Origin of the sequence: Pseudomonas sp. RL_5y_Pfl2_73 (assembly GCF_963970515.1) — a bacterium.
GTDB lineage: Bacteria > Pseudomonadota > Gammaproteobacteria > Pseudomonadales > Pseudomonadaceae > Aquipseudomonas.
Genome location: NZ_CAXAPD010000023.1, coordinates 77,176 through 102,116 on the forward strand (window position 1 = coordinate 77,176; position 24,941 = coordinate 102,116).

Sequence of the window (24,941 nt, forward strand, 5' to 3'; positions counted from 1 at the left end):
TTGGCTAATTTGGAGGGTTGTCAGGAGAGGGTGCAGGGCGGACGGTTACGTTGAGCCTGGCTTCTGCGATGTTACAGAAGCCTTGTTCTATACTGGGAGCCTCATGTGACACCGTCAATCAGCGGGTTTGGCTGGAGGGATAGGGCGAGCGCACATGAATGCCCGATCCGAAGTCGATGGTGGCAGAAGTACCCACGGACACTGAGGATTCCAAGCGTAAACGCCAGCCGAACCGCTCGCATATTCGTTGGGTCAGAAACAGTCCCAGGCCTGCACCACCAGGTCGTTTTCCGGGTTGTTTCAATGACTCGGTGAAGCGATGCGCGGCCTGAGTTGTATCGAAGCCGGAGCCGGAGTCACGGATGCACAATTTTCCATCAGTAATGGATACATGGATCTCGCCTTCGTGGGTATGTTCGGCTGCGTTTCTGAGCAGGTTCCCGGCAGCGATGCGAACCATGGATTCTGGAGCCTGTAACGTTATGGACTCAAGGGCGTCGAGCACGTAGCGCACGGGTTTTCCGGCAAGCAGATAGCTGTGGTCGTGTACAAGGTCCGGGAGAAGTCCGTGCAGCAGAGTGACCTGCCTACGCTCTTCCGGACTCGGCTCGCGGGACAAGTACAGAAGCGCGTCCATAATCTGAGTAAGCGTTTCTACCGCCTCGTCGATACGATACAGCGGCCGCTGAGCGTGCTGGGGCAATTGTTGCGCGTGAAGTACGTCAGCAGCACCGGAGATGATTGCCAGTGGGGTACGGAACTCGTGGCTGGCTTGGTCCAATAGGCTGCGCTCACGTTCAATCGCAAGCTCTACACGCTCAAGGTGTTCATTTGCTTCCTGAGCGATGGTATTAAGTTCGCTTTTACGATAATGCGTGGGTAGCCGCTGAGAGGGTTTTAATGGGTCAAGTTCGCGCATCCGCCGTGCCAGATCTTTTATGGGGCGAGCCAGGTTCAGATGGAGCCACCAAATCACCAGGCCAATCATTATCAGATTTAGCAGTAGAAACACTACGCTGAGTTGGACACTCCCATTCTGTTCGTTCTCAAGTTCGGTCAAATCGACCACCATAATCAATCTGCCCTGCGGCACAGGCGTCACTAAGGCTGCGTAATCGCGGGGACGGGTTGTGTCGTCCGGTGCGTCGGCGAAGGGCCCCCATCTTGGTATGAGAATTGATAAGAACGATGCGAATGGCGAGGCGTTTGTGAGGTCATCCAATTCGCTTTCTCCGTGAAACCCGGGTGTTAGCGTGGCCAGTAAAGCAGGCATGTCGGGAGGAGCGGCCACATCATCGGGGAGTAGCCATCCCTTCACCGGGCCTTTGGTGGGAAGTGTCCCACCAAGATCGGTCTTGGGCGATTGCAGGATACTCTGAGTGCTCGACTCGAGGACTTGTCGCCAGATCGGGTGCTCAATCAACCCTTGACTCAAGTTACCTTGAACCACCAGTGCGAGCGCGAGCATTGCACCAAACATCACAAAGCTGACGTTGATCAGCCACTGCACACTGCGCAAGCGCCAGGGAAACTTCATTGGGACGCTCTGCCGAGGCGATAACCCACACCGGTAACGGTATGCAGCAGCTTATCATCTCCATTTTGGTCGATAGCGCGTCGTAGCAAATGCATATATGAGCGCAGTAAATCACCCTCGGGGACATTTTCACCCCAAATCAGGTCCTCGATTCGATCGCGACGCACAGTCTTGGGAGACTCCCGCATTAATAGCTCCAGGATGTTTCTTAATGTCCCGGAGAGCGTGAGAAGGCGTGGGCCCCTGGCCACCTCCAGACTATCGAGATTGTAGCTCAGGTCATGTACACATAGCGTACGCCCGGCCGGTGCATTGGCCTGTGCGCGACGGACCAGCACGCGTAAGCGGATCTCGAGCTCGGGCAAGGCAATAGGCTTGACCAGGTAATCATCAGCTCCATTCTCGAAGCTCAACATCTTGCCTTCAAGTTGATTCTTGGCTGTGAGCATGATGATGGGGGTTAAGCACCCATGCTCTTCACGAAGTTTGCGCAGGACACTGATGCCATCCATTCTAGGTAGCATCCAGTCCAGGATGATTGCGTCGTAATGATTCCGAATGGCGAGGTTTAATCCCGAGTTGCCGTCCGGTGCAGCATCCGGGATGTGTCCACAAGCTTCCAGATAGTCGAATATGTTGGCGGCCAGCGAGTGGTTGTCCTCAATAATGAGTATCTGGAGGGGGGCAGAATGAGTCGAGTTAGTGTTCACTGACAAGCAGATCCATAGCAGCGTTAAAAGACATCCTACGTGGATTTGGTGCGTATTTCCCCGCTCTCGTTATTGTCATGAGTGAACTGGATTCCCGGCTGCGAAGTGCGAGGATAGCCAGAATCGTATCCGGCGCCGAGCACCCTCCATGCAGGAAAAGACTACAGGCACGACCAGCAAGCTAAGGGCCGTGGATGTAATAAGTCCGCCGATCACGGCTACAGCCATTGGCTGCCGGAAGCTCGCATCGGCACCCAACCCCAAACCTATCGGCAGCATTCCGGCGATCATGGCGAGGGTCGTCATTACGATAGGGCGCGCGCGTTTGTGGCAAGCATCAAGCAATGCGGTATTCAGTCTCATTCCCTGTTCACGCATCGTCACAATCGTGTACTCGACAAGCAAAATAGAATTTTTGGTCACGATGCCCATGAGCATGATCAGTCCAATCATGGAGGGGATATCCAGTTCACTTCCCGCCAGAAGCAGCCCGATAAAGGCACCGCCCAATGACAAAGGGATTGCCGAAAGAATGGTAAATGGATGAAGAAAATCTTTGAAAAGCAGCACCAGGACACAGTAAACGCACACGACACCGATGAGGATGGCCATACCAAATCCCCGGCCTAACTCTTCCATGAGTTCGGCGTCATCTGCCTGGATAACGTGCACACTGGACGGCATGGCTCGTGCCGACGGCAACGCCAGGGTGTCAGCCAACGCCTGACCCAGCGGTGTTCCGCCCAGTTCGGCGCTGATGGTCACGTAACGGCGCCGGTCGTAGCGTTCAATCTGTGCCGGGCCACTGCTTACGTTGATGTGTGCAACGCTGGCCAGCGGTACAAGTCCTTCGCGTGCGCGCACCCTGAGATCGCCCAGGGCTTTTAGATCTTGCTGAACAGAGTCAGGCACTCGTGTGCGTATGTAAACCTGTCGGTTGTCGAGATTGAGCCTCGCAAGTTGTGAGTCTGTATCGCCAGCCGTAGCAATTCGCACCGTCTCTCCTATGGAGGCGGTGCTCACGCCCTGTTCAGCAGCGCGCAATAGATCGGGCCGAACGGTGATTTCCGGGCGCTCCAGGCTCGCCGTGGAACTGACGTTGGACAGCCCCTTTACGCCTCTGAGTTCCGACTCAAGACCCTGAGCCCCGGCTTTGAGCGCTACGGCGTCATCACTGCTCAAAATGATCGACATCTGTTCGCCGATGTTGCCACTGCCGACAGTGAAGCGAGCGCCCGGCACATTTTGTAAGGCGATGCGCATGGTGTTTTCAATAGACGTCTGATCGCCACGTTCACCCCTTGGCATTAGAGTGATGTCCAGGGTTCCTCTGCGCACGTCGCCACCCTGCAAATCATCACTGTCTGCCTGTGCCGCGCCGACGGTAGATAAGACGCGCAGGATTCCAGGCAACGCGGCCATGTGAATGCGGGCGGCTTCGGCTGCCGTAAGCGTGTCCTGTAATGCGCTGCCAGGGGGAAGCTCAATGCTGACTGTCGTGTATCCGCGATCAGAGGCCGGCATCAAACCCGTTGGCAAATAGCGCACCAGGGCCAAAGAACCGCCCATGAACGCGAACGTTAATACCAGTGTGGTTCCGCGATGCGTCAGGCACCATTGCGCCAAGCGCAGATAGGTGCCCATCACACGACCATCCACCGCTGTTTTGGATGCTTCAGTACCCATAGGGTGTGGTTTCAGCCAATGCACGGCCATCATTGGCGTAATCAGTCGAGCAACCAGCAACGAAGCAAGAACTGCCACCACGGCCGTCCAGCCAAACTCCCGAAAGAACAGGCCTGGTACTCCGCCCATCATTGCGGTGGGTAGAAACACCACGACTAGCGCCATAGTGGTGGCAATCACCGCGAGCGCAATCTCCGTGACGGCATCGGCTGTTGCTTCACCCATGGGCTTGCCCATGCGGGCGTGGCGTTCAATGTTTTCCACTTCCACGATGGCATCGTCCACCAGAATCCCGACTATCACCGCGAGCGCCAGCAGACTCACCGTGTTCAGCGAGAAGCCGAACCACGCCATCGCGGCGAACGTTGGAAGGATCGAAAGCGGTAGGGCTGACGCGGCCACCAGCATCGCACGCCAGTCTCGCAGAAACAGCCAGACTACCAGCACGGCGAGAATCGCGCCCTCGTAGAGCATGTACAGCGAGCCCTTGAATTGCTCTTGCGTGTAGTCCACGCTGTTTGTCATCAGGGTCGCGTGCATACCCGGTCGCGCTTGTTGCAATTGTGCCAGCGCCGACTCGACCCCGGCGGCTATGCGCGTAACATCCTGGCCCTTGGCCGGGTAGATCCGAAAACCAACAACGGGCTTTCCATCCAGCAGTGCGATCTGACTACGCTCAGCAACGGTATCAGTGACAGTTGCCAGTTGATCGAGTCGTAGCGATCGCCCGTCCGCCAGTGCAATCGGCAGCGCCGATAATTCCGCAGCCTGGCCGACCAGCGAAATAGTGCGCACCGCTTGCTCACCGCCACCGAGCTTGCCGCGACCTCCTGAGCTTTGCTGCTGAACACTGCCCAAAGCGAGAGATACTTCACCGACAGTAGCGGCGTGCGCGATGAGAAGCGCCGGGTCAAGCGTCACCCGGACTTCCCGCGTCACGCCTCCGATACGCTCAAAGCGACCAACCCCTTTCACACCCAGGATCGTTTTGGCCACGGTGTCGTCAACAAACCATGACAGAGCTTCTTCGTCCATGGTCGGTATAGCAATTGCGTAGGTCTGAATCGACTCACTGCTGGCACGCGCCGCACTGATCGCAGGCTGCAGCAGGTCGCTGGGCAAGTCCGAGCGCACTCGATCAACGGCATCCTTGGTTTCAATCAATGCGTCGGAGACAGGCTTGCCTAGCTCAAACTCCACCGATATGTTCACGTTGCCGTCGGTGACTAGGGTCCGAATATGCTTGATTCTATCGAGAGTCGCCAGAGAGTCTTCGACTTTGCGCGCCACCTCGGTTTCAAGTTGAGCAGGTGCCGCACCGGGCTGTGAGAGCTCGATGCGAACGGCTGGCATATCCACGTCGGGTAGATCCTGAATCGGTAACGCCCACAGTCCCCATATGCCCGCCAGCGTGAGCAGTGCGAACAGCAGGATGGAAGGAATGGGGTTGCGGATGGACCATGTGGCCAGGTTCATTGTGATGCCCTCTGCGCAGTCGCAGCGGTCGGAATGACAATATCGGGTGCTTTGACGACCCGCACGCGGTCGCCATCGTTCAGGAAGCCGGCGCCTTGCACCAGCACCCGGTCGCCATCGGTTAGTCCCTGCAAAATCTCAACATCCTGAGCCTGGCGACGGCCGACCTTTACGGCCTGGAGAGACGCTTTCATCACACCTTCCTGCGTAGTAAGCCTGAATACATGACTGCGCCCATCCCGGATAACTACGCTGCTTGCGGGCACCACTTCTGCATGCTCCTGTGCCACCACTATGCGTCCCTGTGCATACATGCCCGCGCGCGCTGTACTGCCAGGGATGATGTCCGCGTACACCATCGCCAGACGCGTTTGCGGATCCAGTGACGGCGCCATTTGCCGCACCTTTGCCTTGGCGATCTGACCATCAGGTAGTTCTAGCGTCACCCACTGCCCTTGCTCAACCTGGTTCAGTTGCGACGCGGTGAGTTCACCCCGCCATTCGAGCCGGTGTTGACGGATCAGCCGGAACAACTCCTCGCCGACTGTGCTGACGGAGCCTATCGTTGCGCTGCGGTCGCTGATGACGCCATCGTCAGGTGAGAGCACCGTGGCGTACCCCAGTTGTAATTTCCGCGCGTCCAACTGAGCCTGGCTCAGTTCAACTTGTGCCACTGCCGTTTCGGCGTGTGTAACCGCCTGCGACACCTCCTGCTGGCTCATGCCGCCGTCTGTCTTGAGTTGGAGGGCGCGGTCACGATTGGAAATGGCTTGTTTCGCTTGTGCCTTGGCTTGTCTGAATGCTGCGTGCAGTTGTGCGACGTCTGTATGAAGGAACTCCGTTTCGAAACGAGCCAGCACTTGACCGCGGTGCACGGCATCACCCGGGCCGACGAGAATCTCCGTGAGTCGAATCCCGCCGACCTGCACTCCGATAATAGCCTCCTGCCATGGCGCGATGGCCCCTGAAGCATCCAGTTGCACTGGCCATTCAACTCGGCTTACTGCTGCATCAGTAACGGTAAGCGCCGCGGCAGCGCCCTCAACGGGGTCACCAGTCTGAGTGTCCGTAGGATGCCGCGCCAACCACCGCAGGGGCACAACAGCCAGTACGATCAAAAGAATGACAGCCCCAATAAACGTCGGGCGTCGAAGATTGCCCGGTGGTCGACCGTCATGCGGCGCACTGGTTTTCCCGGTCATAAAAGGACAGGCTCTTTAGTTTGTGTATGGAGCGCGGGCCGCCATCATGGACTGATCAACAGCGCGGCACTTTGGGCTAGATGCCACGTTGTGACCTGCCCCAACTGGAGCGGCATTGACGGGCACAGTGCATCAGAAACTCCTGGAGAGAGCGAAAATGACTGAACCCTCACCATCGGTGTCGGCTTCAATAAGCGGGCTGTCGCTTATGTCGTTGGGCAGAAACTTGTATTGCACTGAGCTCATGAAGTGCCAGTTCTCACCGATCGGGTGGGTGTAGGTCAGACCCAGCTCGGGAATAGTGGCGGCGCCAGGCTTGTAATCAACAACGCCTCGCGAAACCTCGTCTTTCAGGGTGCCGTAGTAGTAATTAGCCATATCCTTCGAGAGGTAGCTAACGCTGATGCTAGGTTCAAGGTTGCCGCGACCGACGTTAAATTCATAGCCGTACTTGGCGGACAGCTCGAATCCGTCGCTGGCGCCGGTTGCATCGGCTTTTGCAGTCAGCTCCAGCTTGCCAGCCACACTACGCCATTCGGCAGAAAGGCCAATGTCCACACCATTATCACGATCATCTAGTAGGTCTCGATCAATGCCGTTGCGGGCCAGGTCCTTTCTTCCAAAGTCCTTGGCATCTATCCCGTCAGTGCGCAGCGAGGCGATGGCGTTCAGCTCGAAGAAATCGTTGCGGATCAGGTGGGCGCCGCCGGTCGTGGCCCGGATAAAGAAGCGCTCACCTTCATAGTGAATCAATGGCAACGGTGTGATTTTTGTTCCTTCACCGGCGTAGGGGCTTTCCGATATTCCCACGGCCAGCCCGAGACCCCACGTAGAAGAATCTGCCGGTGATGCCGTCTGCGCGGCAGCGAACGTTGGCAAGGTAAGTAAGCAGGCGAAGACTGAGTATTTTGTGTTCATCATTGAACCAGAGTGCTGAACGGTTTCAGGAAATGGAGTACGGCACGCCATGGCTGGAGAGCGTGCGCCATGCTGTGTTTGCCTCCAGAGTCGAAGCCATAGAAGCGTACCGTCGCTATGTCGCGACAATGTCGTGACTGTGGGGGATGAATCACAGGACTATCAGCGTTGGCATGGGCGTGAGATTGATGAATCATTAGAATGATCATGCGTGTTCATATTTTTCGAGATGTTTATCAGGATGCAGAGGTATTTCTTCGATTTTCTCCATTAGTAATCGCGGATTCTGGCCTCTGTTTTTGGTGCTTTCAGGTATTGCAGGCGATTCAGGCTTGACTGAGATTGATCATGTGTGTTCAATTTGCTTGAATTTCTAGATCGGAATTTGGATGCTCCGCCGCCCGTGAGCAAGATAGTTGGGGCTGGATTGCGACAGCAGAACAATCTGATAGACGTTTGGCTAGATGCGTCGCTTTTGAAGCAGATGGCCGTTTTCACCTACTCCAACAAAAACCAGGGATCAGTTAATGCTCCAGCGCACTTTGATTACGAACGCCAATCTGCTAACCATGGCTGAAACGGCCCCTATTTCGGGATTGGCGGAGATTCTGGTTGAGGACGGTCGTATTGCGGCGATCGGAACCGACCTGGGTATTTCAGGAGTGCCGATGATCGATGCTCGGGGGGCTATTGTGATGCCCGGCATGATCGACACGCATCGCCACGTTTGGCAGTCGTTGCTTCGCGCTCAATTGGGCGATGGCACTTTGTACGACTATATGGCCAAGCTCAGATACGGATTCGCTCCGCACTTCACCGCGGAGGATGCTGAGTTAGGTAACTATGCCGGAGCCCTGGACGCGCTCAACTCCGGTGTGACGACGGTTGTCGATCATTCCCATCTTGTCGCCACGCCGGATCATGCGGATGCGCTGCTCTCGGGGCTGGAGGCTGCGGGTATACGGGCGGTTTTCTGCTATGGGTTGGCAGATGTCTGCGATGCGGGAAAACCTGTCGATGCGGCGCGAACGTTCACCACGACCTGGCGGCACAGAGATGCCGAGCGATTTCGTGCGAGTCGTCTTTCGGCCAGTGACGGATTGATTCGCTTTGGACTGGGCGCGAGCGAGTTCCTTTTTGCGCCCCTTCACTTTACAGAAGCGGAAGTGCGACTTGCCCGAAATCTGGACGCACACCGATATTCAATTCATGTCGCCAATGGGCCTTTCGCCCGCGGGACACGCTATGTCACTCGTATGCTCTCCAAAGGCCTGGTGGATGATCGAACACTCTTCGTCCACGGAAATGTGCTCACAAAAGACGACTTATCCCGCATAGCGTCGCTAGGTGCCACGCTTTCCGTCACTCCTGAAAGTGAGATGCAGATGGGCATGGGAACGCCTGTATGGCCACTTGCCAGAGAGTTGGGTGTTCCTTGTGGCTTGGGAGCAGATATTGTTTCTGGAGGTTCGGGAGATATCTTCACCCAAATGCGCCTGGCCCTTGCAGCAGGCAGAATGGCCGCCAACGACAGGCTGGGTGCCCGCCGGATCATGCCCGAACGCTTGGCCTTGACTGCGGAGGCTGCATTGCGAGCGGTCACCATTGAAGGCGCTCGTGTCGCGGGCCTGGAAAATGAAGTGGGGAGTATTGAGGTCGGTAAGAAAGCGGATCTGATTTTCCTGCGAACGGATAGCACGCATATGGCTCCTGTTCTTGATCCAATAAAAGCCGTTGTTATGCAGGCCAGTGTTGCAGATGTCGATACGGTGATGGTTGAGGGGCGAGTGCTCAAGTCGAATGGGAGCCTGGTGGCAGTGGATCAACAGGCGCTTGCATTAAGGTTGCACAGTGCAGCGCAAAGAATTGTTTCAGCCGTAACGACTCAGGATCTCAAGGATGCCTACGACTTTGTGCGTCTTGCGTTCCCGCTCGATGCCAGCTCGGCATTTGCCGCACGTTTTGCCGGATGGGCTTTGCGAATGCCCGGCTTGGATAAAGTGGTGTTCAACATGATGTTGGCGCAATCGGATTCGGCACGCAGAACCACGCTCAAAAAATAAAGCTTGAGCGGTTTGCAAGATGCTATGCGTAAAGGGTGCCTGCGTTGAATGCGTCCTTCAAAAACGGATAAAAATTAAGCGTTTCGTATTTTTTCGTGGCAGAGAGAAATCATGAGTAACAGCATGAAATGCGCGGTAGTTCGCGAGTATGGATCGGCCTCTGAGGTTTTGAAGATCGAGAGCTTACCTGTGCCGGATGTAGGTCCGGACGAGGTCCTAGTTCGGCAGTACGCCACTTCTGTTAATCCTATCGATTGTCGCGTGCGCGAAGGGTACGGCCGGGTCGTATTTACCAAAATGAGGGGGTTCGGACTTCCACTCGTTCTGGGGCGAGACGTCTCTGGAGAAGTGCTCAAGATCGGCACAAAAGTGAAGAGTTTGGCAGTGCGCGATGCTGTGTACGGAATCTCCAGCACTAAATCGAGCGGTGCGTATTCACAGTATGTAGTTGCCAAATCCACAGAAGTCGTACGTAAGCCGGTATCGCTTTCGTATGAGGAAGCGGCGTCATTTCCCTACGTGGTTTGTACAGTATGGGATGCGCTTGTCGTGAAGGCGGGGCTGAATGCGAGCAATGCCAAGGGGAAGCAGGTTTTCGTCCAGGGGGGCGCAGGTGGAATAGGCTCTTTTGCAATTCAGTTGCTCAAGTCCTGGGGCGCGCATGTTGCCACTACATGCAACAAAACTCAGATGGAGAGTGTGCGTGCGCTCGGAGCTGACGTGATAATCGACTACGAACTAGAAGACTATGCCGCAAGCCTCTCAGGCTATGACGTGGCCTTGGAAACAGTGGGTGGAGCACTTGAAGAGAGGACGTTGAATATCCTAAATAAAGAGGGAACGGGGGTATTTGTGACGATCATTCATCCGTTACTGAAAACGTTTGATGAGTATGGCCTGTTAAAGGGCGCAATAAAAAACTTTGTTCTCTTTCAAAAGCACAAAAGGTACGCAAAAAAAATAGGGGTGCATCGTTATTACTGGGCGACCTTCAAACCCAATGAAAGCGCGATGCTCGAACTAAATGCTCGCGTAGGCTCGGGTGACATTCGCCCTCACATTGGTCGCGTATTTAAGCTGGATGAAATCGTGGCTGCTCAGCAGTGTTGCGAGCAGGGAAAGTCAAACGGGAAAATCATTGTGAAAATCGAATAGAGGAGGAGTCCATCGGCGGCTCATGAGTGTTGTCGTGTGACAGGTGGAGGCTGAAATGAAAATAATAAAGCGCTGTCTCTTTGGTTCGGCAGTAGTTGTGGTTGCGGTTGTTGTTGGCAGTGCAGGTTTGGCAAATCTTGCTGGAGTGCCCGCCATTCATGACGGTTTTTTCAAGATGGGTATGCCCGCCTGGGTTGGATATTTTATTGGCGTATGCGAAATGTTCGGGGCTTTTGGTTTGATCATCCGTCCTTTGCGCGCACTGTCGGCTCTTGGTATTGCTATCATCATGCTCGGAGCCATCTACTACCATGTCACTTATACTCCTTTGGTCCAGGCCGTGCCGGCTGTTTTTCTTGCGATACTTTGTGTGTACCTGTCTTTTAGGTTGCGTGCTGAGCTTCTTAAGTTTGGCTCCGTCGTACAGAAGGGCATTCGAATCAACGACCCCACCTCCGGGAACTCTATCGAAGTCAAGGCTCGGAGGCGCGCGCTATGACGCTCTCGATTCTGAAAATAGGACATGCAGGTGAGCCACAGTACCGTGGTACCAATCATTTTGCTCGCTTGGTAATATCGCCTGAAAATGCCGTGGAAAATAGTCCATTCCTGCTGATGGCTGAGGACTGGTTTGCACCACCGGCGGGATTTCCGACTCACCCGCATCGAGGCATGGAGACGGTCACCTTTGTTGTTGATGGGCAGTTGCTGCATGAGGACCATACCGGTGCAAGTGGAACGCTAAGCGCTGGCGCTGTGGAGTTCATGACGGCGGGGGCAGGGGTTTTTCATAGCGAAATGCCTGGCCCGCACGGAGTCCATAGTTTGCAACTGTGGTTGAATCTTCCAGCTAGCCTCAAATCAATCCCTGCCAGGTATTCCGACCTTGATCAGGCGAATGCGCCGGTGTATCGCGAGGCTGGAGTTGAAGCTCGTGTCTATGCTGGCTCGTTAGGGGATGTCCATATGCCGTATGGATCAACCTGGCCGATTACCCTGATAGATCTGAAGCTTGATGCAGGCATTACCTTTGACCTGCCAGTTCCTGCGGAACAGCGGGTATTTGTATATCTTCTGGCTGGTGATGCTTTGCTGGGTATTGAGGAGCAGCAGGTAACTACCGGACACGTGGCGTGGACAAGCATTCCACCTGCCGATCAACTGTCCACGCTCAGAGTAAGCGCACGAACCTCGTTGCGCCTTTTAATGTACGCAAGCTGCATTATCAATGAGCCGATTGTGCTAGGAGGGCCGTTCGTCATGAATACCGAACAGGAAATTACCCAAGCATTTATGGATATAAATTCCGGACATTTTGTGAAGTCTTAATTGGCCTGAGTAGTTAAAAGGCTGGTCCTGTCCGGATGTGTAAAAAAGGAGCGCGCTTTTGTCTGTCTTCGTCCCCTGAGGTTTGTGTTTTAAGTTTTAACTTGATTTATAACCTGTAGATTTGAACTATGGTTGCATCATGAGTTGCTTTTCCGAGGTGTTCGGTTGTCCAGTATTGGCTCGCCTCTTTCAGCCGGCGCTCATGGGTACTACAACAATCTCTTGAATTTTTGACCATTACCACAATAATAAGAGCTCAAAATGAACAACAAAAACCACTCCAAGCAGTTACCTCTTTCGGTTGATGTAATAGTGGTCGGCAATGGTCCGGTAGGGGCTACACTTGCCGCGTTACTGGGACGATACGGCATCAAGACGCTTGTTCTGGACAAGTCCCATGATGTACTGCTTATGCCTCGGGCCATTGCGCTGGATAACGAGGCCCTTCGCATACTGCAGCTCGCAGGATTAGCTGAAGATGCCTTTGAAAAGATTGTTATTCCGGAAGTGCGAATGCGTTCAACGGTGATTGGCCAATTTTCTCGTGCCAACACCAGCGGCAGCCTCGACGGACATCCCAAGCTCGTCACCTTCTACCAGCCCGACCTTGAGCATGCGATGCGGGCGCAGTATGCCAGCTTTGAGTCTGTCACAAGCCTGGGAGGCATGGAACTGGAAGGGCTCGTCGAGGAGGAGGGTGGTGTGACAGCGTCAATAATGGGTGACGACGGTCAAACCCACCGGGTCCATACTAAGTACCTTGTAGGTGCAGATGGAGCTAGCTCTAAAGTCAGGACGTTGATCGGTCAGGATTTTCAAGGCTGCACATACGCCGAGGATTGGCTCATTGTCGATGCCTGTGACCGTCTTCAAACAGCTATCAATCATGTTGAGTTTTTATGCGATCCGCAACGGCCGACTCCCCATATGCCTGCCCCGGGAGGGCGAGAGCGTTGGGAGTTCATGCTGCAACCTGGAGAAAAACGCGAAGATATGGAAAACGCCGAGAATGTCGCCAAACTACTGGCGCGCTGGTCTCCTGCTAAAGAGGTGAAAATCGAGCGCAAGGCGGTCTATCGTTTCCATGCACGCTGCTGCCAGAGCTTTCAAAAAGGCCGGGTGTTTCTCGTCGGCGACGCTGCTCATATCACCCCACCTTTTGTTGGTCAGGGTTTGGTCGCCGGTCTTCGTGACGTGGCCAATCTGGCTTGGAAGTTGACCTGGGTGCTTCGCGGTCAGGCTTCAAATGCAGTGCTTAATTCCTACGATTTAGAGCGTCGGCCTCATGCCCAGAAAATGATCAATATGGCCAAGTTCATGGGGCGCCTGGTGATGCCACGCAATAAGATTGCAGCCTTTTTTATACATGGGGTGATGCGATCTCTGACACTGACGCCGACCACCCGAAGATTTTTTGAAGAGCTGGACATCAAACCGAAGAATATTTTCAAAAACGGTCTCTTTTTGCGCCACCGCCGTGGCGACAAGTTGGTTCGCGGCGGCCTGTTTCCTCAAGCCTGGGTGCGTGACTCCAAACAACACACACGATTAAGTGACGACAGCCTAGGGGACGGTCTTACCCTGATCGGATTTGGTGTGGATCCAAGAGCGGTCCTGGACCAGCACCATAGAGATCTATGGGCCTCGGTGGGAGGTGACTTTTTACAAATCTGCCCTCATGGTCAATGTCGAGAAAACACCCCGAATTTTTTTGAGGACCTCAATAATGCTTTTTTGCCCTTGGCGGTCAAAGGTACGTTAGTAGTCGTGCGTCCCGATCGGATTATCATGCATCACGGCCCAGGCGATCAGGGCGCAAAGCTGATTCAGGAGTGTGTTGGTATGCTTGGTAATATTCCGGGCTCCAATATTGAGAACCTTTCAAGTCGCATGAATGAATCCGCTCGATTAAGCGTCTGAGATTTTTTTCTCGTCTCAATTGCGATGGCAGCCGAGTTTTCGGATGCCATCCGGCGCACTTTTAGAGGGGCGAACTGCCGACGTACACGATGCCCGTCATCTGTTCCAGCGTGTCCCGATGAGTTTCTGAGCCGTTAGGGCGTGAGCGATCATGAGACTGCCCCCCTCCCCACGCAAGACATGAGGGTTTCCTGCACGGTGGATTAGCGTAATTACAGGTCTGCATTGAGCGGCGCGGGGGGGGGCTTAAACATCTTTTGGGCGAGGGCATTGTTCAAGAATGAGCAATGCCAGGCATCTGCAACACTTATGGATACCCTAAGAAGAGCTACGGATATCGAGCGGGTCCAGCGAACCACCCGCCTCGCGTAACATAGCCAACCGCGCACCTTCTTGGGCGGTTAAAGCATAGAGCTGTTCCGGATTGGCAGCGCTTAGTTTCAACGCCATTGCCTCGATGCCTTCGGCAATCGGAATTGCCGATTTTCGTTCGGCCAGGCCGGTCAGAATCAGCTTAGCGGCCACCGTCACATCCATGCCGTTTTCGATATTCGGGTCGGAGTACCCACGTGCACTGCCATCGCCGGCTAACGCATTGACGGCCAAATCGGTGCGTAACGAGCCTGGCAGAATTACGCTGACGGTAATACCGTAGGCTTGTTCTACCTCGGCGCGGATGGTATCGAAGTAACCGATCACCGCGTGCTTGGCTCCCGAGTAGCCGCTTCGCAGTGGCGTGCCGACCTTGCCTGCGACCGAGCTGACCACTGCAAGGTGCCCGGCTTTACGCGCGACCATTTTCGGCAGCAACAATTGGGTTAGCGCCAGGGGGGCCATGTAATCGACTTCGATCAGTTGCCGATACACATCTAGATGAGTGTCAAGTGCCAGGCTGCGCTGGCTGATCCCTGCATTGTTGATCAGCATGTCAATTCGGCCGCTCCACGCCCAGGCGCGTTCGACAATATTGGGCAGGGCAGGGTAGTTAGTACTTTCGAAGGGAAGAATAAAGCAGTGTTCTGGAGCTTGGGCGGCCACGCGCTCAAGTTCCTCGACCCTGCGACCAGAAAGAATTACTTTGGCGCCTTGTTGTAAAAACGCATTCGTCAGCGCTTCGCCGATGCCCGATGATGCGCCGGTTATCCAGATAATTTGGTTTTCGAACGACATAAGTTTCTCCGTTATTCTTATATATGCGGAAGCTGCGGCATAAGCTATAAGCTTGTGCGACCGATTATATGGCTTGCGAGGGCGGCACGATGAGCTTTTCGATTAAAGGGAATTAATTTTAACTGCTTATGAAATTACACGTCAGCACTATTCTAGATGCTACGAATGCCGTATTCAGCGCGTTTATGTTGGGGTGGTTATCTGTAACTGAGGCTCATGGACTTTTCGTAGTGGTGCGCAAATTTTCATTGGTTGGCATGACGCGCATAAGGTTTGATTAATTTTTCAATTGCTGGACAAGGGCGCCAATAGGTTTTTTTAGTGTACGTTCCCATTTGTGTAAAGTAGTTTCGGATTCATGAACCGGCGCCAACATCGGAACCTCCCCCTTCGTTGCATAACGAGGAAATAATCCCAGCGCGTTACCGCGATCGATACCCTGCTGTTGTCGTGGACTCCACAATAATGACCTGCTTATTCCTTTTATCTCATCGGCGACTGTCTCGGATCGCACTAAAGAAAAGCCGCTACCGTATAAGAGCTGCGTCGGCTCGACTAACTCCTTGAGTACCGCCATAGGGCCAGGGTAGGTCGTCAAAGCCGTATCGAAGTAAAAGCGCCTTAGATAGGTCATCACGCCTTGAGGAACGGCGTCGCTAAATTCTGGCAGGACATTCGCAAGCGAGATTCGCCACGCTGCATAAGGAAGAAATCCACCACCGTTGGAGAGAATCCAATTGATATGGGGGTATCGCTCCAGCGTGCCTGTAAAAATCAGATTGAGTGCCGCTCGCGTTGTATCGCAATCCAGTTCCAGACCAAACTGCGGCCTCTCGAGCAGCAGTTGGGAGCTGCTTGGGTGCAGATTTGGCGACAGAAAAACACTGGCGTGACGGCTATCCAGTTCTGCCATCAATTCATCAAATCGCGGATCGCCAAGAAATACCCCATCATTGCTGCCCATCAACGAAACGCCGTCAGCGTGCAAAGTATCGAGAGCGTACGTGGCTTCGACGCAAGCACTTTCAGTGGCGGGTAGGGGTAGCACGGCAAACGATCCAAAACGACCAGGATGAACCGCAGCCATCTTGGCCGCGAACTCATTACAGCTTCGTGCAAGCTCGGCTGCGGAGCGATCATTTCCGAAATAGACGCCCGGAGCCATTAGGGAAGTGATAGCGGTATGAATGCCCTGACTGTCCATCAGCGCCACTGATTGCTCTACCGTCCATTTGGGTAGCGGTGTACCTGTAAGCTTGTCTAATCCCTTGCGCGTTAAAGCGTCAAGGAATACGGGTGGCACTATATGATGGTGCACATCGATACGTCCTACGGGCGTGGCTACATCAGTCGTCGGCAAGGACTTCTGCGTGGTCATGTCGGCAACAACCACATGCTCAGGTGCGGTTGTAGCGAGCATCGTTGCGCCGGCCAGTAGACCTGCGCTGGCTATAAATTCTCGGCGTTTCATGGCAACCTCAAAGGTTAAAAGGTAGAAGTGACTAAAGATTGGGTTAGCGATCGCGCATACGTTCCGCCAGCGCAGCCATCGGTTTGGTCAGCCCGCGCTTGATCCGACTGGACAACGATTCCTCCTCATAGATGGGGCTCGCCTGAGTCACTTCACCCGCTCTCTGATACTGCGCAAACAGCCGCAATGCATTACCGCGATTGATGGCGTAGAGTTCATCGGCTGACCAAAGCGGGTTTTCGTCCAGCGTCTGACATTGCAAGCTGGTTACAGGAGCAGGTGCGAATGGAAAGTCACTGCCAAACAGTATGTGCCCGGGCTCAACCAATTGTTTCAGGGCTGCCATCGAATAGCTCGACGGTGATAAAGCGGTGTCAAAATAAAATCTACGAATGTAGGAGAGCATCCCGTGGGGCAGCTTTTCCTGAAGTTGAGGTGTCGCATTGAACAGCGATACGCGCCAGGCGACATAGGGTAAGAAACCGCCACCATGAGCCAGTACCCAGCGAATTCGCGGGTACTTCTCCAAGGTTCCGTTAACGATCAGATTCACTGCACCGCGAGTAGTGTCACAGAGGAACTCGATTAAAAAACCGGGTGTTTTAAAACCCAGCTGTTCACTGCTCTTGTGAAGATTGGGATGCACGAAAACCACGGCACTCCGATCGTCGAGCTCGCTCATTAACTCATCAAAGCGCGGGTCGCCGAGAAAAAAACCATCGGTGCTGCCGAAGAGCACTACACCTTCTGCCTTGAGCACATCCAACGAATAAATCGCCTCGTTGCAGGCGGCTTCTGTGAACGGCATAGGCAGCACCGCAAAATTACCAAATCTCTCAGGGTAATCATCACGCATTGTTGCCGCGTATTCGTTACAAGCTCGAGCCAAAGCTAGTGCCGGCCTTACGCCGTTACCGAGGTGCACTCCCGGTGTGGAAATAGAGGTTATGGCGCGTTGGATGCCATTCATATCCATCACATCAATGGATTTTTCAGGCGTCCACTTGGGCAGCAACGCTCCCGCGTGCCGTTCCATCCCTTTGCTGTAGATCGCCTCTTGATAGGCGGGAGGAACGAGGTGGTGGTGGAGGTCAATACGACCTTGTTTGATCGTCATTATTATTATTCCGGATGAGGGCTTGAATAGAACTGGATATAACATAGTGAAATTGGACAGGGCGGATCGATTCTGAACACATTTGTTCATTTGTGTCAAACGGCTCAGCTTCGGGCTGTCCATGGCCCTCGCTGGTACAGCTTCCTTTTGATTTTTTATCTGCAGAAAGCGGCGGCGCAAGGTGAGAACTGATCATGCGTGTTCATTTTTTTGCAGATAGATGCTCGAAAAAAGGTGATCATCCTCCTGAAGGCACAAAACAAGACCAATATTCATAAGGCTCAACGGGCTTTTTGAGGGCCGGGCTCTGTGTGGATGGAAAAAACACTGTTGACGAAAATTGATCGCGAGTGTTCAATTGGGTCATTGATAGTTGGAGATTGAGTATGGAATCCCTGAGTCCGACACAGCGTCGCATTCACCAAGCAGCTTTTCGCTTGTTTGTTGAGAAAGGTACCGCGCAAATCAATATTCTCGACCTGGCGCGAGAGGCAGGCGTGGCGCGTGGGACTGTCTATAGCCACATTGAAAGCATGGACAGCTTGTTTGAAGCCGTTGCCAGTTATCTCGGACGGGAAATGCACGAACGCGTACGAAGAAGCGTTGACATGCTTGCGGATCCTGCTCAGGGCCTGGCTTACGGCATTCGCTTTTTTATTCGTCGAGCTCATGAGGAGCCGCAGTGGGGAGCATTCCTGCATCGGTTTGCCACCAGTAATGCTTCGTTACGGGAGATGTTTTCGAGTCAAGCGATGACCGACCTTTTGAGAGGCCTGTCCAGCGGGCGGTACAACTTCCGACAGGAGCAATTGCTGAGCGTCGTAACGCTGATTTCCAACAGCGTGCTGGGTTCGATTTTTCTGGTGCTCGAGGGGCATCGGACATGGCGTGACGCGGGTGCAGATAATGCAGAGCTTGTGCTAAGAGCGTTAGGTCTGCCCCCCGGAGAGGCGCGAGAGTTGGCGACGAGCGAATTACCAGCCCTGCCTTCTCTCTAATAAGGGCGTAATCACAGTCGATTGATTGACATCCCTCTAGCCGAGGGATGAGGGCGAAGCCTTGCCCGGAGAATTACGGAGAATAAAAATAATGAGTAGCACAAACGTTACGCCCTTTTTATCGACACACCAGCCCGCCCGGCATCCGCAACCAACAGTCAAGGCTCAAGGCCTGGCGCACCTTATTTTTGAACGGCCAGCGCTTGATGAAGCGGCACGCTTTCTGACGGACTTCGGGCTGATCGTCATTGAACAATCCGCCGATACGCTCTATCTGCGCGGCACCGAACCGATGGCTTACTGTTATCGGATTCATCGGGCAAAACAAGCACGCTTCATCGGCATTGGATTGAAAGTCCTGACCCTTGAGGACCTGAACCGACTTGCGCAGATACCCGGCGCTTCGGCAGTCGAAAATATCGCGCATCCAGGCGGCGGGAAATGCGTACGGCTGACCGATCCTTCAGGTTTCATCGTCGAGGCCGTTTGCGCTCAGAGCTATAGCAAGGCGCTTGAGCACAGACCTGCTCTGGCACTCAATCTGGCGCTGGAGCATGCTCGGATCAACGTCGCTCAGCGGCCACCCCTCGGCCCGCCGGAAGTACTCAGGCTCGGTCACGTCGTGATCGAGGTGGCTGACTATCAAGCCACGTGTGCCTGGTACACCCGACATTTCGGTTTAATTCCAAGCGACGTGCAAGTGCTGCCTGATGGCTCACCCATCGTCTCTTTTTTGCGTCTGGATCTTGGACAACAGCCTGCCGATCACCACACCCTTGCGATCGCGCAAGGATTCATGGCCGGTTACAGCCATAGTGCGTTTGAGGTCGTTGATGCTGACGCGGTTGGCATGGGGCAGCGTGTTCTGGAAGAAAAAGGCTGGACTCATGCGTGGGGAATCGGGCGCCACATTCTGGGAAGCCAAATTTTTGATTATTGGCAAGATCCTTGGGGTGACAAGCACGAGCATTATTGTGATGGGGACGTCTTTACGTCTGCTCATCCAACCGGGACCCACGCGGTGAGTGCCGAGGCGATGGCGCAATGGGGCCAGCGCATGCCCAAAAGCTTCACCAGACCCCGGATAAGCCTCGCCAGTCTGCGCATTCTTGTTCGTAGTCTCAGGCGGAGTCCGGACGTCACGCTGCGCAAACTCAGAAGCCTTATGCGGTTGTTCGGCTAGGGGCGGTCGTTGCCGCGTGTTTCTTCTTTTACAACATTACCGACACCCATCCAGAACAATCATTACGTTCAAGCGCGACGTAGCGCCGACCCATCGAAGCTCAGGAGTACCGTCAATGTCAGTTGTACATGTTGTCCGCTTCTCTTATCGCAATGACATCCATTGGGGCGTGGTACGCCAGGGTCTTATTACGGTTATTCCGGGTAGCTTTGAAACGACCGGTGATTTTATTCGCAATAACAACATTGATGATCTTGCTTTAACAAAGGGAACAGAGTTGGTCCTAAGCGACGTGCAGTTGCTATCACCGATTACCCGAAATCAGCAGTTTGTTTGTCAGGGCGCCAATTATCGGCAGCACATGATTGAGTCAGGGATGGACCCTGACGTGAAGAAATACAACATGATCTTCACCAAGGCGACCAGCTGTATTGTGCCGGCGGACAACGACCTGATCAAACCGCGCGAGGTGCGTTTTCTCGATTATGAGATTGAGCTCGGGCTGGTCATGCGCAGCGATATCAGCAGCAAGGTCAAGGTCGACGAAAGCAACCTGCATCAGTTCATTGCAGGCGTGGTGATCGTCAACGATTACTCGGCGCGCGACATCCAGATTCCACAGATGCAGTTCTACAAAGGCAAAAGCTTTCGTACGTTCGGTCCAGTGGGGCCGTACCTCTGCCTGCTGCCCCCGGAAAAAATGGCTTACCTGAAAAATTTGCAGTTACGTCTGACGGTGAATGGTGAGGTGCGTCAGAGTGATTCAACCGCAAACCTGGTGTTTGGTCCGGCGGAGACGCTCAGCGAGTTGTCAGGTATCCAGGACCTTGCAGCGGGCGACCTGATAGCTACTGGTACGCCCGCAGGGTGTGCGTTGACCGTACCGTCACCGGCCAAGCAGCGCATCGCGGCGTTACTGCCCGAAGCCACCAAATGGAAAATGTTCCTCAAGGCACAGGAGGGCCGTTCTCAATACCTCAAGGCTGGCGACCTCGTCGAAGCAAGCATCCGCAGCACCGATGGTGTGGTTGACCTGGGCGTGCAACGCAATCGTGTGGTGGAGCAAATCTGATGCCAATACGAGACTTTGCCGACATACAGGTTGTGGAATCTGTGCCACTGGCCGAGCGTAATCTCGCTCCGAGCACATATGAGGCACTGCGGCGCAGCGCGGAAAGTCATCCGCAAGCGACCGCGTTGAGTTTTTTCCTTGATGCCGCAGACTTCGCCCATACCCATGACTGGAGCTACGCCGAGCTCTTCGCCGACATCACCCGTGCGGCCAATGCCTTCCACGATTTAGGTGTTGTGCCGGGCGAGGTGATCGCGTTTGTCCTGCCTAATCTGCCGGAAACTCACTTCACTATTTGGGGGGGGGAGGCTGCAGGCATTGTCATGGCGATCAATCCGCTGCTTGAGGTGCCGCAAGTTATTGATCTCTTGCGCGCTGCTCGTGCCAGGGTCGTGGTGGCACTGCCCCCCGGACCTGGCAACGATCTCTGGCCTAGGTTAGCCGGTCAGCTCAATACCTTGCATGACCTGAAGCACATCGTGTGGGTGAGCCTGGAACCCTACGTTAATCATGAAAGGGGGGCTGCTCTGCGCAGCATCGCCTTGCACGAGAAAAGCTTGCACAAAGATGTCGTGATTCATACTGACCTGCGCACATTGATGCTGGCGCAACCGGATGACACCCTCAAAAGCGGTCGGCAGATAGGTCAGGACGAAGTTTCTTCTTATTTCTGCACTGGGGGCACCACAGGCCTTCCGAAGATTGCTGCGCGCACTCACGGTTCGGAAGTTTTCAATGCCTGGGCAATGGCCACTCACATGCAACCGCGTGACATTGGTCAGATTGTTTTCTGTGGGCTGCCTCTGTTTCATGTCAACGGTCAATTGGTCACCGGGTTGATGCCCTGGACTCAAGGCGACCGAGTCATTCTCGGCACCCCTCAGGGGTATCGTGGGCCGAGGGTCGTAGAGCGGTTCTGGAGCATGGTTGAGCATTTTCATGTCAATTTTTTCTCCGGGGTACCTACTTTCTACGCTGCATTGCTGCAGCAAGACTCACAGGATCATGACCTGTCCAGTCTCAGCTACGCCTTGTGCGGCGCCGCACCGATGCCGGTCGAGCTTTTCCGTGAATTTGAGCGTCGGATTGGCGTGCGCTTGCTCGAAGGATATGGCCTTACAGAAGGCGCTTGTGTTTCTTCGGTCAACCCTCCACTGGGCGATCGGCGCATTGGCTCGATTGGTTTGCGTCTGGTTTATCAGGATATGCGCGCAGTCGTGTTGGACTCGAATGGCCAGTACGAACGTGATGCTGACTTGGAAGAAGTCGGGGTGATTGCAATACAGGGGCCCAATATATTCAACGGTTACCTGGAACATAGCCATAACCAAGGCGTGTGGATTGATATAGGCGGTAAGCGGTGGCTGAACACAGGTGATTTGGGGCGCCAGGACGCTCAAGGTTATTTCTGGCTTACAGGCCGCAGAAAGGAACTGATTATTAGGGGGGGGCACAACATTGATCCCAAGCAAATCGAAGAAGCGCTGCAGGCACACCCGGCCGTTGCGTTGGTGGCTGCTGTAGGTAGCCCGGATGCATATGCTGGCGAGGTTCCGGTTGCTTACGTGCAGTTGCTTCCCGGGCAGGTCTGCACTGTTGAGGCACTACTGGAATTCGCTGGACGACACATCAGTGAGCGCGCCGCAGTACCCAAGCGCATCGAGTTGTTGGAAGCACTGCCGTTGACACCGGTGGGTAAAATTTTCAAGCCAGCCTTGCAGCAGCGTGAAATTTCCCAAGTGATTCTCAACGAGGCAAAGGCGGCAGGATTAGACGGGGTAACGGTGCATGTTCTACAAGACAGCCGCCTTGGCATCGTCGCGCGTATCAACGCCGGAGCCGAGCGCGAACAGCTGGAGCGGTTAATCGGTCGCTATAGCTTTAAAGTTGATTGGGCCTAATAGACTTTCTTAAGTTAACAACTTTCGGTTTGCCATGGCCGACTGGGTTGATTTTCCTGTATCGCTTTGAACTTGTTTTGCTTTGTCGTGGGCGTTTTCAGCCGGCGATAATAAAAGCTGTGCGTGTAATTCATCAAAAATAAGAGAGGCCGTTAAATGAAGAGAGTGCGTATGCCATTGAAGTTATACCGGGTGCGTAAGACATCGATGACGAACATTGTGTTGCTCGAGTGATATCAAGCGTGCGTGATTGATCTGGAGGACATACGGGGTTTTCTATTCAGTGCTCATCAGGAACTCAAATAATGATAAAAATAAAAATCAAAACCAAAACCATGCTTGGCATCGTTGCCACACTTGCTTCTTCGCCATTATTCGCAGGTGGTTTTGCCATCAACGAAACCAGCGTCAGCGCAATGGGGACAGGGTATGCAGGGCGATCCTCTTCTGCCATTGATGCGAGCACTGTCCAAACAAATCCTGCCGGCATGTCTCGTCTGAAAAACGAACAAGTCAGTGCCGGGGTTGCTGTCATTGATGCCAAAACAGACACCAGTGATACGCGCAGTACTTTTGGCGGCAAAGAAGGTGGCGATGTGGTTCCTATTGGCCTTGCGCCGATGGGGTATTACGTAAAGCCCATTGATGAACACTGGGCGGTTGGTTTCGGCGTATATGTACCATTTGGGTTGATCACGGACTACGGGAGTGACTTCGCGGGCCGTTACTTTGCTAACAAAAGCAAAGTAGAGATTATTACCTTTCAGCCTACCGTCAGCTATGCCTTCAACGATAAGGTATCTATCGGCTTCGGCCCAACCATCAATCGAGTCGCCGGCGAACTGTCCTCGCAAGTACCCAACATCGTCACCCCAGGAAGCAATGACGGCAAGATCAAGGTCAACGGTACCGACACGGCCCTTGGTTTTAATGCCGGTGTGTTGATACAAGCTACTGATAGCACCCGTTTGGGCCTGACCTATCACTCCAAGGTGAGTTATCGCCTGGAAGGGGATACTAAAGTTTCCGGTGGCACGTTCAGCCTGCTGAATGTTAGCGGTCAACATTATAATGCTGAACTTGAACTGGACACTCCGGAGTCAGTGGATTTCTCGCTCACGCATAAGCTCAACGACGACTGGACAGTCTATGCGGGCAGCACCTGGACGCGTTGGAGCCGCTTTAAAGAAGTTACTGTCGAGAGCAGCGGCGTCAGTCCGAGTCTCGGTGGTTCATTGGACGCGGTGACTGAAGAACAGAATTGGCACGATACCTGGGCTCATGCCATCGGTGCTGCATATCAGTTGAATAAGGAATGGGTATTGCGTACTGGTTTATCGGTCGATCAATCACCCACTGACAATGCCCATCGTTCCGCACGTTTTCCGACTGGTGATCGTCGGGCCATAAGCTTCGGTGCTGGCTGGACGCCAGTGAGTAACCTGACCATTGACTTTGCTTACTCCTATCTTAAAGAAGAAACCGTCAAGGTCAGTGCAGTTTCGGCATCTAGTGGCGTGTATAACTCTACGTACAGCAACAGCGGCAGCGGATTTGCTACTTCGCTTACCTACCGTTTTTAATATTCGGTGAACTTGTTATTTAAAATGACATGGCGACAAAACCAGTCTTCGTGCTAGAGAGATTTCATGAAGGCTGGTTTTCAATTCTGTCCGATTAAAGCCAAGTGCTGTCCGAACACTACGTTCCGCAAGACCGCTGCTTCCATAAAGCTGCGCGTGATACGGCTCTGCGAATCGCCGCGACGGCGCACTACGTGCGCTCTCGCCATAAACGTAACAAGATCGAAATGCTGTTTGTCCACCTCAAGCGAATCCTGAAATTGGATCGCCTGAGACTACGTGGAATTAGTGGCACGACTGATAAGTTCATTGGCCGCTGCGGTGCAGAACCTGGGACGACTGGTCAAATTTCAAGGGCCACCGGACCCGGGATAGCAGCGTCCGCACTAAGCAAAAATCTCAAGCCAGCCCAATAACAGAGCAGCAAAGGTCAACGAAGAGTCGAGAAAC

18 protein-coding genes and 1 pseudogene are annotated in these 24,941 nt (G+C 54.0%); 11 read left to right on the forward strand and 8 right to left on the reverse strand.

What is annotated here, in order from left to right; translation table 11 throughout:
* Positions 1 to 118 precede the first annotated feature (118 nt).
* The 5 genes from AACY42_RS21015 to AACY42_RS21035 form a co-directional block, all read right to left on the reverse strand.
* Positions 119 to 1,537, reverse strand: a complete 1,419-nt coding sequence (locus tag AACY42_RS21015) for a sensor histidine kinase (RefSeq protein WP_137211886.1) — start codon at positions 1,535 to 1,537, stop codon at positions 119 to 121.
* Complete coding sequence (locus AACY42_RS21020; RefSeq protein ID WP_199275493.1) at positions 1,534 to 2,247, reverse strand: response regulator transcription factor; 714 nt, start codon at positions 2,245 to 2,247, stop codon at positions 1,534 to 1,536. The genes AACY42_RS21015 and AACY42_RS21020 overlap by 4 nt, the downstream gene beginning before the upstream one ends.
* A gap of 75 nt (positions 2,248 to 2,322) precedes the next feature.
* Positions 2,323 to 5,409: an efflux RND transporter permease subunit gene (locus AACY42_RS21025; protein ID WP_137211888.1), complete on the reverse strand. Its 3,087-nt coding sequence runs from the start codon at positions 5,407 to 5,409 to the stop codon at positions 2,323 to 2,325.
* Complete coding sequence (locus AACY42_RS21030) at positions 5,406 to 6,611, reverse strand: efflux RND transporter periplasmic adaptor subunit (protein ID WP_137211889.1); 1,206 nt, start codon at positions 6,609 to 6,611, stop codon at positions 5,406 to 5,408. The genes AACY42_RS21025 and AACY42_RS21030 overlap by 4 nt, the downstream gene beginning before the upstream one ends.
* Positions 6,612 to 6,743: 132 nt before the next feature.
* Positions 6,744 to 7,529 (reverse strand): MipA/OmpV family protein, encoded by a 786-nt coding sequence (locus tag AACY42_RS21035; RefSeq protein WP_137211890.1) that lies wholly within the window; start codon positions 7,527 to 7,529, stop codon positions 6,744 to 6,746.
* 527 nt (positions 7,530 to 8,056) lie between these two features.
* Here AACY42_RS21035 and AACY42_RS21040 point away from each other — a divergent pair.
* The 5 genes from AACY42_RS21040 to AACY42_RS21060 all read left to right on the forward strand — a co-directional run bounded on the left by AACY42_RS21040 (position 8,057) and on the right by AACY42_RS21060 (position 13,996).
* Entirely contained in the window at positions 8,057 to 9,592 is a 1,536-nt protein-coding gene (locus tag AACY42_RS21040) for an amidohydrolase family protein (protein ID WP_137211891.1), read from the forward strand.
* Positions 9,593 to 9,703: 111 nt separating this feature from the next.
* Positions 9,704 to 10,747: a zinc-binding dehydrogenase gene (locus tag AACY42_RS21045; protein ID WP_339482039.1), complete on the forward strand. Its 1,044-nt coding sequence runs from the start codon at positions 9,704 to 9,706 to the stop codon at positions 10,745 to 10,747.
* Positions 10,748 to 10,802: 55 nt separating this feature from the next.
* Positions 10,803 to 11,246: a DoxX family protein gene (locus tag AACY42_RS21050; RefSeq protein ID WP_137211893.1), complete on the forward strand. Its 444-nt coding sequence runs from the start codon at positions 10,803 to 10,805 to the stop codon at positions 11,244 to 11,246.
* The gene (locus AACY42_RS21055; RefSeq protein ID WP_137211894.1) at positions 11,243 to 12,076 is read left to right on the forward strand and encodes a pirin family protein; all 834 of its coding nucleotides are present in this window, start codon (positions 11,243 to 11,245) and stop codon (positions 12,074 to 12,076) included. Before AACY42_RS21050 ends, AACY42_RS21055 begins: the two co-directional genes overlap by 4 nt.
* Before the next feature lie 261 nt (positions 12,077 to 12,337).
* Positions 12,338 to 13,996, forward strand: coding sequence for a bifunctional 3-(3-hydroxy-phenyl)propionate/3-hydroxycinnamic acid hydroxylase (locus AACY42_RS21060; protein WP_339482041.1), 1,659 nt, complete (start codon positions 12,338 to 12,340; stop codon positions 13,994 to 13,996).
* Positions 13,997 to 14,314: 318 nt separating this feature from the next.
* Here AACY42_RS21060 and AACY42_RS21065 read toward each other — a convergent pair whose 3' ends face one another.
* From AACY42_RS21065 to AACY42_RS21075, 3 genes are all read right to left on the reverse strand, one after another.
* Entirely contained in the window at positions 14,315 to 15,166 is an 852-nt protein-coding gene (locus AACY42_RS21065) for an SDR family NAD(P)-dependent oxidoreductase (protein ID WP_137211896.1), read from the reverse strand.
* A 277-nt stretch (positions 15,167 to 15,443) separates the two neighbouring features.
* Positions 15,444 to 16,637 carry an amidohydrolase family protein gene (locus tag AACY42_RS21070; RefSeq protein ID WP_339482043.1) on the reverse strand — a complete coding sequence of 398 codons (1,194 nt, stop codon included), beginning with the start codon at positions 16,635 to 16,637 and terminating at the stop codon, positions 15,444 to 15,446.
* Positions 16,638 to 16,680: 43 nt separating this feature from the next.
* On the reverse strand, positions 16,681 to 17,754 hold the full coding sequence (locus tag AACY42_RS21075) for an amidohydrolase family protein (protein ID WP_137211897.1): 1,074 nt from the start codon (positions 17,752 to 17,754) through the stop codon (positions 16,681 to 16,683).
* Between the two features lie 386 nt (positions 17,755 to 18,140).
* Here AACY42_RS21075 and AACY42_RS21080 point away from each other — a divergent pair, with 386 nt between their 5' ends.
* The 6 genes and pseudogenes from AACY42_RS21080 to AACY42_RS21105 form a co-directional block, all read left to right on the forward strand.
* Entirely contained in the window at positions 18,141 to 18,752 is a 612-nt protein-coding gene (locus tag AACY42_RS21080; RefSeq protein ID WP_339482044.1) for a TetR/AcrR family transcriptional regulator, read from the forward strand.
* A 91-nt stretch (positions 18,753 to 18,843) separates the two neighbouring features.
* The gene (locus AACY42_RS21085) at positions 18,844 to 19,935 is read left to right on the forward strand and encodes a VOC family protein (RefSeq protein ID WP_137211899.1); all 1,092 of its coding nucleotides are present in this window, start codon (positions 18,844 to 18,846) and stop codon (positions 19,933 to 19,935) included.
* A gap of 115 nt (positions 19,936 to 20,050) precedes the next feature.
* The gene (locus AACY42_RS21090; protein WP_339482046.1) at positions 20,051 to 21,007 is read left to right on the forward strand and encodes a fumarylacetoacetate hydrolase family protein; all 957 of its coding nucleotides are present in this window, start codon (positions 20,051 to 20,053) and stop codon (positions 21,005 to 21,007) included.
* Positions 21,007 to 22,908 carry an acyl-CoA synthetase gene (locus AACY42_RS21095; protein WP_339482047.1) on the forward strand — a complete coding sequence of 634 codons (1,902 nt, stop codon included), beginning with the start codon at positions 21,007 to 21,009 and terminating at the stop codon, positions 22,906 to 22,908. Before AACY42_RS21090 ends, AACY42_RS21095 begins: the two co-directional genes overlap by 1 nt.
* A gap of 305 nt (positions 22,909 to 23,213) precedes the next feature.
* Positions 23,214 to 24,491, forward strand: coding sequence for an OmpP1/FadL family transporter (locus AACY42_RS21100; protein WP_339482049.1), 1,278 nt, complete (start codon positions 23,214 to 23,216; stop codon positions 24,489 to 24,491).
* An 87-nt stretch (positions 24,492 to 24,578) separates the two neighbouring features.
* Positions 24,579 to 24,866 (forward strand): annotated as a pseudogene (locus AACY42_RS21105) (transposase); the annotation flags it as partial.
* Positions 24,867 to 24,941 lie beyond the last annotated feature (75 nt).